Raw genomic sequence first — 12,561 nt, forward strand, 5'->3', positions numbered from 1 at the left:
GAATCATTGCGTTGACTTTGTCGGCACCTTCCCCCGTGAAAGTTTGGAAATGTTGGGTCTTAGTTTTTAAGTGCGAAAATATGGGATAACATGTAAGGGGTAAGATCATGATCAAATTCATATTATTTATACAGAAGGTGGTTGTACGGATATTATCGATGAATGGATGTTTGCAAATTACTACAATGAAGAACGGTCCGCATTTCAGTTTAGAAATCATTCTAACTAAAAAGAAGCGGCTTCCTTTATATCATAAGACCATCCCAATCTTAGAGAGATCAGGAGATGACCTTGAAAAAAGAAAGGTACTTCATAAGTGTGATTAGTAGGGTTTTTAATTCCCATAAAATGTATGACCTCCTGGTACGCCAATATATGGGAAAAGACGGTCCTATCATGGACCGTCTTCTTTGGTTATGGTGTGTAGAGCTTCCCTTTATCATCGATGTAAACGGATTGGATGATGGTCCGTTCGACAGGTGTACCTTCGTAGGTGCCTTTCACGTCAATCGTCATATTGTAGACCCCTTCACCCAGGCTTGGGATGTTAAAGTTATTCCCACTCTTCTTGGCATTCCATTTCTTCTCTTTCAATTTCCCGTTTTTATCATAGTACTCGATCGTCATTTCGGTGGTGACATTCAGTTTTTTGTTTCCTTTCACTTTCATTTGATTACCTTCCACTTCACTACTGAGCATGGCATCGACTGGACTTTCAAAGGTCGTGTTCAGAAGGTAACGTTCTTTTTGGTTAGCTTTCGTTTCCAGTGTCCACTGCCCAGCTTCCGGTTTTTCAAAGGTGATGGTGTGGTGAAAGGCTCCATTGAAAAACTCAGTATTGTCAGCCGTCACATCGAAGTCGGCATACGTTTTTTTACTCGGTGATGTGAGTGTTAAGGAGGTATCTTTTTGATCACTCATCCAGTCGAAGGTGACGGAATCCACTTCTTTTTCTACCGCTACCCTTTCCTTATGTGTCCCGACATATTCCCCACCGTTTACATAATGCCCCGCAGTTGTTTCCGCTTCTTCCGTGACGGCGGCTGCCTCGAAGCTTGCGATAGAAGCCGAATAAGCCATGCTTTCGTTAAGATAATCTTTAAAGAGGTTAAAGGTGGAGGACCCTTCTTTGATCGTCGTATGATTCCATCTTCCTACACTTATTTCAGTAGCGTAAGGAAGGCGGGAACTTTGGACAGTAACAGCGCCGTCATTGCTACCATAGGAGCTTAAATAAAGACCACCCCAGTAGAGAGCGCTTCCAAAACTGCCCCACTTCGTTCCTCCGAATGTGTAAAAAGGGGTATTGTACACATTGGCATGGCTGTCTGTAACGGAGCGGTAATAATCCATGTAGCCGGTTTGGAGGGAGTAGGTGCCATCATTTTTACTTCCTATGATACCGGCAAGCCAGCCCGCCCAGCTGCTGTAGGCTAGGTCTGCGAGTTGTGAGCCGCGATGTGGTGAAGACAATGTAATGACACGTTCAATATACGGATCTGCTCCGTAATGAACGAGAGCGGATTGGGTATCTACACCGCCTTTACTATGGGCGACGACAACAACTTTTTCGCCGAAGTAGTTATAGATTTCCTTTACTTTTTCGGCTAAAAGAGCTCCGTTGTCCCACATGCTCTTACCGGCATTGAGGTCGATGAAAGCTGTTTCATAGCCGTTTTGATAGGCGGTTGTGTACATATTGTTGTTTTCATACCAAGTGTTTGAGGAGCTGTTCAATCCGTGTACAAAAAGAATGGGGTGTGAGTTAGCGGTGATTGTAGAAGGAGTTTCCCCGACATACCATTCGCCAGGGTTACCCGATGCACCATCCTTGATCGATCCAGCCATACTGACGGATGGTACGGTGAGAAAAAAGGCAGTAAAAACGACGAACCACTTCTTAAAGTTAAGCATTTCCTGTCTCCTTTAAAAAAGTTTTTGGAGTCGTGTAGATGGGTTATGTAGGTGTCTCCTTCTATACCATTCGTTGTACAATGCTCATTTCCTCCATTTGGAAAATGGGAAGTTTTGTTGAAATATGTTTCTTAGGCCTTCCGCTTCCAAGGTGGCTCACATAGGATGGATTATGAGCAAATGGGGGAGGAATGAGGATGTCCCACAGAATCACTTCAGGTAATCGTCTTCTTTTCGTCACGGAACCAGGCGGCCAGGTCATTGAGGAAGGACAAACGGTCGATTTGACGGAAGAATATCCGGCGGGCATCGATGTCAGCCCTTTTTATACGATTCGGGTGGCCGGGGGAAACCGGGTGGTCTCAGAAGGCGCCGTCACGTTCAAGTTACTTATGAAAGTCAATCAGGTCAGTTTTTTAACCCTCGATCAGATTACGGTGTATCCGGGAGAACGGTTCAACCGTACCTATAATGTGCCGGGGCTTGGGTTGGGGATTAAAGCGGAAGCAGAAAATGGTTCGGGCGTAGATGCCGTCGATTTAGTTGTGATCGGGTTTAAGTTCTAGAATGGAAATAAGGACATAAAAAAGGACGCCTCCGCTAAAAGACGTCCTTTTGCTTTATTCTTTTTCAATGGTGTAGGTGCCTCGTGCGGTTTCCAGTGTGAAGCGGTCATTCAAGTATTGGTATCGAGTCGAATCTTCCAGGGGAATTTCATAGTAGGCGGATGGCAGCGGCTGGGCGCTTTGTGCATCCGTTTCTGTCTGTCCCTGGCCATGTAAGTAAAGCGCGTGCATCGGTGTGTAATCGTCGAGACGGCGCGTGTGAGTCTCATAAGATATGTGATCAAGGGTCATCGTGATGGTATCCTCATCGCGTAGCTCGTGTTTCTGAATACGAATGTTTTCCCCCTGCCACTGTTGCAGGCGCTGGTTGAATTCTTCAATCGTTAAATCGTTCATGCTGATCCCTCCTGCGTTTATCTTTTCCACAAGGGTCGTAAACATGCAGGTGATGCTTCCCATATCATGGTAAAATGAAGGCGGAACAGTAATTCCAGTGATGATACCGTCCAATGGATGGATATATTTATACGGAGAATATACAAATTAAAGCTAGGATCTATCCATGGAAGGACGATGGCTTACATATAAATCAGATGGAGGAGGGACCATTCTATGAGTAAATTCGGACAAGTTTTCGTAGTGATTTTTATGGTCACTATTTTGACGGCGTGCGTGGAAGGGGACTTGAAACTGAAGATTAATAAAGATGGAAGCGGTGAACATACGATCACGGCAGGCGTTGAAGATGACACGTTGAGTCGCTTCGGAAACCGCGCTGAGAATACGATGAATTCCGTTTCAGAAGAGCTTGAGTCAAAAGGTTACGAAGTGGAATCTTATCATAAGAGCGGCTTTACTGGTTTTCGGGCTAAAAAGAACTTTGAGGATGTGCAGGAGATGGAAATCCTGCCTGTGTCGAGTGGTATGACAGAAGCAGGTGTTGCGCCTGCGATTGGCAACGTTCCAGTCGAGATGACGACAGAAGGGGGTATTTTTACAACGACATACAAAGTGGAAGCAGAACTCGACCTCTCGAATTCAGGGGTCATCGGAGGCATGCAGTCACTTGTTGCGGATCAGTTGGATCTTACGTTTACCCTTGACCTTCCTATAAAACCGAAGTCTCATAATGCTGACCGTGTGGATGGAGATGTATTGCAATGGGACATCCGGGCAGCTGGTGAAACGAACATGATGGTGGAAATGGTTGTACCGAACGTGAAAAACATCATCATTGCAGGGGTGGCAGCAGTAGTTGTATTAGGACTGATCTTCTTCCTTATTCGAAAACGACGCCGGAATTAAAAAACTCCCACATTAACGGGAGTTTTTTTGTGCTTGTTCAAATACTTGTTTCCTTATTCTCATGGATTCATGCAAATCCACAACGGGTAGCGGGTAGTCTTCTCCCAGCCTAACCCCGTACTGCTCTTGCTCGAGCATCCCCATCTCTCTAGGCTGGTGGATCCACGGGGCGGGAAGGTCCCTTAATTCAGGCAGCCAGTAGCGCAAATAAGACCCATCTGGATCATAATCGAGAGCCTGCTTTTCTACATTGAACGCTCGAAAGGGTACAGCATCGTTACCTACGCCTGCGATATAAAGCCAGTTTCCGTAATTGCTGGCAACATCAAAGTCCACCAGTTGTGATTCAAACCAGGCGGCGCCAATGCGCCAATCCAGTCCAAGGTTTTTTGTGAAAAAGCTTGCCACATTCTGCCTGGCACGGTTGGACATAAATCCTGTTTGCTTCAATTCTCTCATGGCGGCGTCGACGAGAGGATAGCCTGTCATCCCATCCATCCAGCAGTGCAGAAGTTCTTGGTCGTCATCCCAAGGGATCCGGTCCCCTTTGATCCCTGCCGGGTAAAAAATTCGATCGCCATATTTACGATGCACCAGATGGAAATAATCGCGCCATAACAATTCAAAATAAAGCATGTATGTGGACTCATTTTTTCCGTGTTTCCTTTCATAGGTGCGAATCTGGTCAAGGACGACCTTAGGGGACAGGCACCCGTTCGCAAGGTAGGGAGAGAATTTAGAGGAGTCATCTTCCTTCAGCATCCCGTTCCTCGTCTCCTTGTACACCTTCAGCCGGTCTGCTTTGAAAATATAATGAAGCAGACGGTCCTTAGCTTTAGACGAACCCCCTGGATAACGCGGCGGCCGATCCAACTCCTCCAAACCAAGCTCCTGCAAAGTAGGGATGTCCCCTTCAGGAACATTCATCGGCAAGTGTGAGCCTCTGATTGATGATGGTATGGATATTTCTGTGAGACCTGGTAAACCATTTTTTCCCAACACCTTGCGGAACTGCGAAAAGGTGTCTGGAAGTTCGCTGATGTTGAATGGGAGGTCTTCTGGTGGATACAGGTTATGGCCGCGGTCAATGGTGAAGGTGGTGTGCGGAAGTCGTTCACGGACCTTTCGCTCGATGGAGCGTTCTTCACTGCCGATTTCTTCATGGAGGAAGATCTCTTGTATAGTAAAGCTCTCCGATATCGAAGTAAATACTTCTTCAGGTGAGCCATGTCTTACGAGAAGGGGTACACCTAATTGCTTTAGGTTCTGTCGCAAATCTGCGACACTTTCCCGAATGAATTGAGTACGATGTTTGCCCGTCTTCGGAAATCCGTAGGAGAGGTTTTGATATTGTCCTGGATCAAATACGTAAACACCGAGGACTGGAAGCCCATGGGATGAAGCGTGTAACAGCGGGCGGTGGTCGTGCACGCGTAAGTCATTCCGGAACCAGACGATAACACAAGAATCCATTTGATCGCCTCCTTTTAGCCTAGTGTACCCTCTCCGTGATGGAGCAATAAACTTTCAATCGGCCGTCACACCTGTTGAAGCGTTTTAGAATAGGCTATCTATAAAGGAGATGACTGCATGGATACTCTCTTAGTGGAAAAGTTGCAACAAGGTGGCTACACGCTGTATGTCCGTCATGGAGAAGCGAATGTCGGAACGGACCAGCCCGATTTCTCATTCGAAGATTGTTCCACACAACGGAATCTTTCAACAAAAGGACAAAATCAGGCAGAACGATTTGGAAACGCGATCCGCAGGCTGAACATCCCTGTCGCAACCCCTGTGATTGCAAGTCCTTTTTGTCGCGCGAAAGAATCCGCCATGCTTGCATTCGGAGCTGAAAATACTCGCATCAATCCTTTCTGGTACAACGTTTATAAGCTGAATACACCCCTATTACCCTACGTGCAGTCTGCCATTCTGACACGTCTTTCTGGTTTTCTCGAACAGCGGCCACCCAAAGGAGCAAACCGGTTCATCATCGCCCATAGCTTTCCGAAAGGTGTTGCGTTTGGCCCCATGCCTAGTATGGGGGCCATAGTCGTGAAACCTTATGGAAAAAGGGAAGGATTTTCTGTTGCCGGTCACTTTACCCTTGATGAACTTGAAGAGTTTGTAAAGGAATAAGTTATTGCTTTCCTTTATTCGACAAGAACAGTTATAGTAAACATAGATATGTGCAACGGTAGACGAAGCCTTCATAGAATCCTGTCACCATCCAGCGTCTACATTGAGAACCCGCAGCAAAACAGTCATGGAGGGTACACAATGTTCAAGTGGTTTAGGAAAAAGAAGAAGGGATCGATGATCATTATGACAGTATTGTCTCTTTTCATTTTAGGGGCTTGTACTGTTGGGACCAGGAGAAACCGAAGCGAAGAGTTGGAAGAATGAACTGAAACAAGCAGAAGGATTGAAGTATTCAAAAGAGCTGACAGAGGAGCTTTATAAGCAATTACGTAAAGAGGAAAAAGGACCGCTTCCTTTTTCAGATGCCTTAGAAGACATTCATTCGTTGAGCAAAGTGGAGACCATGGATTTATACTTAGATCGTAACAACAAAAAAAGTGAAGCCGAAAGAAATCCGCGCCATCGTTGACGGTGTGTACGGCATTGACCTTGAAGCGGTTTCTGAACTTGGTGTTGGGAAACAGACGAGCACCTATTCTGACGACGTAATCCAACGGATAAGACAAGCCCTTGGGGAAGAAGTCAGTGATGAAGCTATCACTAAGATGCCAAAGGTAGAAGTAATGGAGTTATACTGGGAGTCCTTTGATGGGAAAATGTCCGGCGATGATATGAGGAAGATGATCAATGCCATTTTTGGAATTAATTTAGCGGGCATATCCGGACTTGAAGGAACGGGCGTCTCGCTTTTTTCAAAAGATCAGTGGATCTCCCGCTATGATCACGATTTGTTCGTCGTCCATACGGGAGCAGATGATGTAGATGTGTGGATTTACCCGACGGACTATTTCAAAAAACAGACAGGACTGGAGGAGAACCCTCGTGGATTGGAAGTCGCCCTCACCGCTCTAGGCTTTGCATATAATGAGGAGAAAAATGCGTTATATTATGCGAATCCTACAGGGGAATCAGTACCTGACAACTTCAAAGGACAGACTCTCGGAATGATGATCGGTTTTATTAAAGAGAATTATGAGGATTTGAAATAAAGAAAAGCTCTGCGTCTGAACGCAGAGCTTTTTTAAAATGCCTGCCTTTCTTTTAGAAAAGATAAGGAGTCATCCGTTTTTATTTTTTCAGGATATCCACAAAATGGGAAACGATCCTTGCTGTCATCCCCCAGATTACTTTATCTCCATAAATATAGAAGTATTCCTCAAGCTGACGCGTCCGCCAGTTGTATTCTTCCCCCCCTGGAATTAAATCAAAGGGGAAATTCGCTTCCGGCTGAGCTTCAAAGTGGACGTAGTGGATGCGAGGTCCATTTTCCATGAAAAAGGATAGCGGCACTGTAAACACTTCGCGGACCTCATCGGGGTTACGGACGAGTTCTTCTTCGGCTACATCCAAATATCCTGCAAACGTGTAGACGATCATGCCGAAGGGAGAAATCAGGTAGTCGAGTGGATGGACTTCTGTGAACTGCCCTGGTTTGACGCCTAATTCTTCTTCCGTCTCCCGAATGGCGGCTTGTTTTGCGGAAGGGTCCTCAGGGTCAATTTTTCCACCTGGGAAACAAATCTCACCCGGTTGTCTTCTGAGTTGATGAGAACGCACTTCGAAAACGACATGAAGCTCATTGTTTTTTTTAATAATTGGTAAAAGGACAGCGAACTTACGGAACTGTTCGTGACCGAGAACAGAGGGGTCATGTTTTTTCACTGTCTCAAAAATGGTTTTTGCGTCCATAGTTTTCACCTCGTCTTTTTACTATACCAGAACATTTGCCTGAATAGAAAAGAGGCACTCATCAGAGCGCCTCTTTAATGATTTTTTTGTAATAAAGAACAGACAGCATTCCGAAAATCGAATAGAAAGCTGTGTAAAGCCCCATGACGATCAGCATCGGCGTCCATAACTCGGTCCCGAAAAAGAATCAGCCGGACTTTACGGCAAAGTAGCTGTGCAGGAGTCCAATCAGTAACGGAATTCCGAAGTTGAACAACTGCTTTCCTTGAATACCGCGCAAAAGTATAGGTGTTCACGCATTTTATTACGAAAAAGCGGTGGTGTAGTAAAAATATTTTGACCATTCCGTCAAATCCTCTTTAAAAAAGGTGAGGATGAGCGTACAATGGATACTAATATTCAAAGACCACCATAGAAAAGGAGTCATGAAAATGTCAGTGAACATCGTCGAAGCAACCCATAAAAAAGCCAAACCAGAAAGTGAAAAGATTCCTTTTGGACGCACTTTCACGGATCATATGTTTGTGATGGATTATGAAGAGGATAAAGGATGGCACGAACCGCGGATCGTTCCTTATGAACCGCTGACGCTCGATCCGGCTGCGATGATTTTTCATTATGGACAAACCGTTTTTGAAGGATTGAAAGCATACCGCACGGATGATGGACGCGTACTTCTTTTCCGTCCCGAAAAAAACTTCGAGCGACTAAACTTGTCGAGTGACCGATTGAGCATACCGCCGGTCGATGAACAAGAAGTGCTCGGTTACTTGAAAGAATTGGTCCAACTTGAAAAAGACTGGGTGCCTTCTTTTGAAGGAACGTCGCTGTACATACGACCATTTATTATTGCGACAGAACCGAGCCTTGCGGTGGCTCCGTCCAAATCATATAAACTGATGATTATCTTATCACCAGTCGGGCCCTATTTTTCAGGCGGCATCAAACCGGTAACGATAAACGTAGAAGACAAATTTACTCGTGCTGTCAAAGGTGGAACAGGCATGGCGAAAACCGCCGGCAACTACTCTTCCGGATATCAGGCTCAAGCGAAAGCCGTAGAAGAAGGAAACAACGATGTCCTATGGCTCGATGGCGTAGAAAAACGCTACATCGAAGAAGTCGGAAGCATGAATATCTTTTTCAAAATCGATGGAGAAATCGTGACTCCAGCCTTGAGTGGAAGCATTCTGCAGGGGATTACACGTACATCAATCCTTGAGCTTCTACGTAAATGGGAGGTTCCTGTAACCGAGCGCCGGATTTCGATTGATGAACTGTACCAGGCCTATGAAGACGGGAAGCTCGAGGAGGCCTTCGGAACCGGTACCGCCGCCGTCATTTCGCCTGTTGGTGAATTAAACTGGCTCGGCAAGAAGATGGTCATCAACGACCATGAAATCGGTGCTTTATCTCAAGAGCTTTATGATACGATTACGGGGATTCAACGGGGAAGAAAAGAAGATCGCTATGGTTGGACAGTGGAAGTATAGAAGGAAAGCCTCAGGTGTTGGTGCCTGAGGCTTTTTAATGCTCATTTGTTTTTTGATTCAAGAAATTTATCAGGGACATCAGGACAAAGTATAGAATGAAAACAATTGCAAGGCTCACAAACCAACTGAATGTTGAGTGGAGAAAAGGACTTAGCATGATGACGACGAGAAGAAAAAGAAACCGGGCGATGTCTTTCTTCTTTTTCTGTCGCTTGGACATGGTATTCCTCCTTTTTCTATCTTCTAACCGAATATCATACTCCTTAATCTTTTTGAAACCGAAGGGGTTTAGACAATCAGCAGAGAATAAAAATAGAAATACCCATATCTTTTTCGTGGAGTTTTCCGTTATAGCTGTGAGAGGTCGAAAGGAGTGTGAAAAGTGGAACTGAATAGAAGGAATTCCGAGGGCAGGACTGGTCTTAAGGGGATAGAGAAGGACTATGATAAACTTTTACGTTATTGCCTTTTCTTAACGCGCGATGGATGGGACGGAAGAGACCTTGCCCAGGAGTCGGTGGCAAGGGCGTTTGAGCACTATGATGCTGGTGAGATCAGACCGGCTCTTCTCAAAAAGATTGCCTACCATGTGTGGATGGATCAAAAACGCATGGAGAAAAAGACCCCTTTGATGGAGAGAGCGGCTGATGACTTTGTAAAAAATGAAGAGGGTGTCGATGAAACATTAATTCAATTTCTTATAGAAAAATTGACGGTGAAGCAGATGTTTGCATTTATTTTGAAGGAAGCTTTTCATTATAAAATTGCAGAGGTTGCAGAACTGCTTCATATGAAGGAAACAGGAGTCAAGGCGTTATTGAAGCGTTCGCGGGACAATCTGCACAGGTGTGCAGAAGTGGATAGGCTTCATATCATGCGTACCCGCTCAGAGGACGATCTTCTTTACCAAACATTGATCAGAACGCTAACTATACAGGATCCAACGGTATTGATTGAGAAAATTCCTGTCCTCCTCAAACCGGCTTCCAGAAATCAGCTCCCAGATTCACCTTTAAACGATCTCTCCTTAGCAGCATAAAAGGAGGAAAATCCGATGAATACGATTCCTTATGTCATTGAACAGACAAGCAGAGGGGAGAGGTCTTACGATATCTACTCCAGGCTTTTGAAAGACCGGATCGTTATGGTAAGTGAAGAAATCAATGATCACATGGCCAACAGTATTGTTGCCCAACTTTTATACCTTGCAGCGGATGATCCGGAAAAAGACATCTCCTTGTATATCAACAGTCCAGGAGGGTCGACGACGGCAGGGTTTTCCATTCTGGATACGATGCAGTATATCCAGCCTGAAGTTAGAACGATCTGTACGGGAATGGCCGCTTCTTTTGGAGCCATGCTTTTGTTGGCAGGGACAAAAGGGAAGCGGTATGCATTACCGAATAGTGAAATCATGATTCACCAGCCGCTTGGAGGAGCTCGCGGTCAGGCGGCTGACATAGAGATTTCAGCGAAACGAATCATCAAACTGAGGCAGCACATCAATGAAATCATCGCCGAACGGACCGGACAGCCGGTAGAAAAGGTGGCAGAAGATACCGATCGTGATTATTTTATGAGTGCGGAAGAAGCAAAGGAATACGGAATCATCGATGAGATTGTTCACAAAAAATGAAAAACCGCCCATGCCGGGCGGTTTTTCTTATGAAGCTTTGACCGCTTCTTTCGGTTGTACTTTTTCAAGTTCGCCGAGCACCTGCTTTTCTTCTTCTTCTGAAAGCGGCAGAAGGGGAAGACGGACTCCACCGACCTCCACACCTTTAGCATTCAGAGCCGCTTTCACAGGGGACGGGCTTGGTGCAGAGAAGATGGCATGCATAACAGGAACAAGCTTCTGGTGAAGGCGGGCGGCATACGCAAAATCGCCTTCCCGGAAACTCTGGATCATCTGCTGCATTTCATTTCCGATCACATGGGAGGATACGGAGACAATTCCTGTACCTCCGATCGATACGAATGGAAGTGTATTGGAGTCCTCACCACTATATACAGAAAAATCATCGGACGTTTCACGGATGATTTCCGTCGCCGCATCAAGATCGCCGCTTGCTTCCTTGATGGAAACGATATTTTTGATTTGAGATAAGCGAATGACTGTAGCTGGCTCCATATTGATGACGCTTCTGCCTGGAATGTTGTAAAGCATCACGGGAAGCGATGTAGATTTGGCAATCGTAGAGAAGTGCTGGTAAAGGCCTTCTTGAGTTGGTTTATTGTAATAAGGGGACACGAGCATGACGGCGTCGACGCCGACTTCCTCCGCTTTTTCAGTCAACCGGATAGACGCTCTCGTGTTGTTGGATCCGGTACCTGCGATAACAGGAACTCTTCCGTCCACTTCTTCGACAACGAACTTGAAGAGTTCTACTTTCTCTTCTGTGGTCAATGTCGGTGATTCACCGGTCGTGCCTGCAATGACAAGGCCATCCGAACCGTTCTCAATCAAGTGGTTGACTAGCGCTCGTGTTGCATCCAAATCAATGTTTTCTTCACTGTCAAAAGGGGTCACCATCGCTGTTAATACTTGGCCGAAATTCATAACCTCACACACCTTTGTTTAGAATTTTGAATACGTTCGAGGTTGTGAGGGCTACGGCAGTCAAAATAAAAACGGCAACAACGAGGGCGTCGCTGCTGCCGTAGAAACTTTTAACCGTTCCTGCGTAAGATAGCCCTCCATATAGTTTCCTATATGACAGTCCTGTACTTGTTCAGCAGCAGAACCAGCATCAGGGATATGAGATCCCTTTCGCTTCGGCAATTTCCCCTTTCCACTTTCATCTCAGGAGCTCATTCTCCTCCGACAAGTGTACTTATGTCATTGCACCTCTATCCTTACTTCAAAATCATTTGAAATAAGAAAATATTTAGTTAGTTAAAGATTATCAAAAAAGTATCAAACTTACAAGTGGAAAGACAAGGGAACAAACGATTCGACAAAATCTCTGAGATTCTTATCTTAAGCTATCTGGCAGGTTTGTGGAAGGCTCAGTTTTCGAGACTTTTGTTGAGCGGAGGGGGCTACGGGGAATAGCTCGCTTTCCGCGGGAGCGCGGTGAGCCTCCTCGGACTGCGTCCTGTGGGGTCTCACCATGCACTTTTTTCCCACAGGAGTCTCGCCATTCCCCACCGTCCCCTTGCTATATCGGTGTCTCGAAACCACTTATGGAAGACTCAGCTTGTATGATTGTGGAAAGTGGATGTGGGTATTCAGAACGTAAAAGTTTGATACAGGGGGTTTTATGCCTGATTAGGAGGAAGGGTGGGGGACACTTCCTCTCGGTGGTGTAGGGGTTCGTTTCTTCCTTGCATGGAATGGGGTGGTTGGGAAGCTGCGAGACTCCCGTGGGAGAAAGGAGATAGGCAAGATC

Annotated in this window: 15 protein-coding genes, 1 pseudogene and 1 riboswitch; of the genes and pseudogenes, 9 read left to right on the forward strand and 7 right to left on the reverse strand. The window is 45.7% G+C overall.

Translation table 11 applies throughout. The features are described from left to right. Positions 1 to 107 precede the first annotated feature (107 nt). Positions 108 to 326, forward strand: coding sequence for a hypothetical protein (locus LC065_RS05290; RefSeq protein ID WP_226593350.1), 219 nt, complete (start codon positions 108 to 110; stop codon positions 324 to 326). An 88-nt stretch (positions 327 to 414) separates the two neighbouring features. Here the strand turns inward: LC065_RS05290 and LC065_RS05295 are convergent, their stop codons facing one another. Further along, a complete protein-coding gene (locus LC065_RS05295) occupies positions 415 to 1,914 on the reverse strand; it encodes an esterase/lipase family protein (RefSeq protein WP_226593348.1) in 1,500 nt (499 codons plus the stop codon). Positions 1,915 to 2,111: 197 nt separating this feature from the next. Here LC065_RS05295 and LC065_RS05300 point away from each other — a divergent pair, with 197 nt between their 5' ends. After that, positions 2,112 to 2,480 carry a hypothetical protein gene (locus LC065_RS05300; RefSeq protein WP_089650642.1) on the forward strand — a complete coding sequence of 123 codons (369 nt, stop codon included), beginning with the start codon at positions 2,112 to 2,114 and terminating at the stop codon, positions 2,478 to 2,480. A 54-nt stretch (positions 2,481 to 2,534) separates the two neighbouring features. Here the strand turns inward: LC065_RS05300 and LC065_RS05305 are convergent, their stop codons facing one another. After that, positions 2,535 to 2,876, reverse strand: a complete 342-nt coding sequence (locus tag LC065_RS05305; protein WP_226593346.1) for a protein YmzB — start codon at positions 2,874 to 2,876, stop codon at positions 2,535 to 2,537. Positions 2,877 to 3,092: 216 nt separating this feature from the next. Here LC065_RS05305 and LC065_RS05310 point away from each other — a divergent pair, with 216 nt between their 5' ends. Further along, complete coding sequence (locus tag LC065_RS05310; RefSeq protein ID WP_226593344.1) at positions 3,093 to 3,785, forward strand: EGFR-like transmembrane domain-containing protein; 693 nt, start codon at positions 3,093 to 3,095, stop codon at positions 3,783 to 3,785. A 12-nt stretch (positions 3,786 to 3,797) separates the two neighbouring features. Here the strand turns inward: LC065_RS05310 and LC065_RS05315 are convergent, their stop codons facing one another. Further along, positions 3,798 to 5,258 carry a DASH family cryptochrome gene (locus LC065_RS05315; RefSeq protein WP_226593342.1) on the reverse strand — a complete coding sequence of 487 codons (1,461 nt, stop codon included), beginning with the start codon at positions 5,256 to 5,258 and terminating at the stop codon, positions 3,798 to 3,800. A 117-nt stretch (positions 5,259 to 5,375) separates the two neighbouring features. Here LC065_RS05315 and LC065_RS05320 point away from each other — a divergent pair, with 117 nt between their 5' ends. The 3 genes from LC065_RS05320 to LC065_RS05330 all read left to right on the forward strand — a co-directional run bounded on the left by LC065_RS05320 (position 5,376) and on the right by LC065_RS05330 (position 6,976). Next, entirely contained in the window at positions 5,376 to 5,924 is a 549-nt protein-coding gene (locus LC065_RS05320; protein ID WP_226593340.1) for a histidine phosphatase family protein, read from the forward strand. Between the two features lie 226 nt (positions 5,925 to 6,150). Next, on the forward strand, positions 6,151 to 6,396 hold the full coding sequence (locus LC065_RS05325) for a hypothetical protein (protein ID WP_306163786.1): 246 nt from the start codon (positions 6,151 to 6,153) through the stop codon (positions 6,394 to 6,396). Further along, complete coding sequence (locus LC065_RS05330; protein WP_306163787.1) at positions 6,365 to 6,976, forward strand: hypothetical protein; 612 nt, start codon at positions 6,365 to 6,367, stop codon at positions 6,974 to 6,976. Before LC065_RS05325 ends, LC065_RS05330 begins: the two co-directional genes overlap by 32 nt. Before the next feature lie 79 nt (positions 6,977 to 7,055). On the opposite strand, the gene LC065_RS05335 is transcribed toward LC065_RS05330, so the two are convergent. After that, positions 7,056 to 7,676, reverse strand: coding sequence for an NUDIX hydrolase (locus tag LC065_RS05335; protein WP_226593336.1), 621 nt, complete (start codon positions 7,674 to 7,676; stop codon positions 7,056 to 7,058). A gap of 61 nt (positions 7,677 to 7,737) precedes the next feature. Continuing rightward, positions 7,738 to 7,959, reverse strand: a pseudogene (locus tag LC065_RS05340) (bacitracin ABC transporter permease); the annotation flags it as partial. Positions 7,960 to 8,107: 148 nt separating this feature from the next. On the opposite strand from LC065_RS05340, the gene LC065_RS05345 reads away from it, so the two are divergent. Beyond that, positions 8,108 to 9,169: a branched-chain amino acid aminotransferase gene (locus LC065_RS05345; RefSeq protein WP_226593335.1), complete on the forward strand. Its 1,062-nt coding sequence runs from the start codon at positions 8,108 to 8,110 to the stop codon at positions 9,167 to 9,169. Positions 9,170 to 9,203: 34 nt separating this feature from the next. Here LC065_RS05345 and LC065_RS05350 read toward each other — a convergent pair whose 3' ends face one another. Further along, positions 9,204 to 9,389, reverse strand: coding sequence for a hypothetical protein (locus LC065_RS05350; RefSeq protein WP_226593333.1), 186 nt, complete (start codon positions 9,387 to 9,389; stop codon positions 9,204 to 9,206). A 162-nt stretch (positions 9,390 to 9,551) separates the two neighbouring features. Between LC065_RS05350 and LC065_RS05355 the strand changes: the two genes are divergently transcribed. Both LC065_RS05355 and clpP read left to right on the forward strand, forming a co-directional pair. Beyond that, the gene (locus LC065_RS05355; protein ID WP_226593331.1) at positions 9,552 to 10,208 is read left to right on the forward strand and encodes a sigma factor-like helix-turn-helix DNA-binding protein; all 657 of its coding nucleotides are present in this window, start codon (positions 9,552 to 9,554) and stop codon (positions 10,206 to 10,208) included. Between the two features lie 15 nt (positions 10,209 to 10,223). Continuing rightward, positions 10,224 to 10,805 carry an ATP-dependent Clp endopeptidase proteolytic subunit ClpP gene (clpP, locus tag LC065_RS05360; RefSeq protein WP_226593329.1) on the forward strand — a complete coding sequence of 194 codons (582 nt, stop codon included), beginning with the start codon at positions 10,224 to 10,226 and terminating at the stop codon, positions 10,803 to 10,805. A 27-nt stretch (positions 10,806 to 10,832) separates the two neighbouring features. On the opposite strand, the gene dapA is transcribed toward clpP, so the two are convergent. Continuing rightward, positions 10,833 to 11,729, reverse strand: coding sequence for a 4-hydroxy-tetrahydrodipicolinate synthase (dapA, locus tag LC065_RS05365; RefSeq protein ID WP_226593327.1), 897 nt, complete (start codon positions 11,727 to 11,729; stop codon positions 10,833 to 10,835). Positions 11,730 to 11,851: 122 nt separating this feature from the next. Next, positions 11,852 to 12,030, reverse strand: a riboswitch (Lysine riboswitch). Positions 12,031 to 12,561 lie beyond the last annotated feature (531 nt).

The organism is Halobacillus litoralis (assembly GCF_020524085.2).
Taxonomy (GTDB): domain Bacteria; phylum Bacillota; class Bacilli; order Bacillales; family Halobacillaceae; genus Halobacillus; species Halobacillus litoralis_E.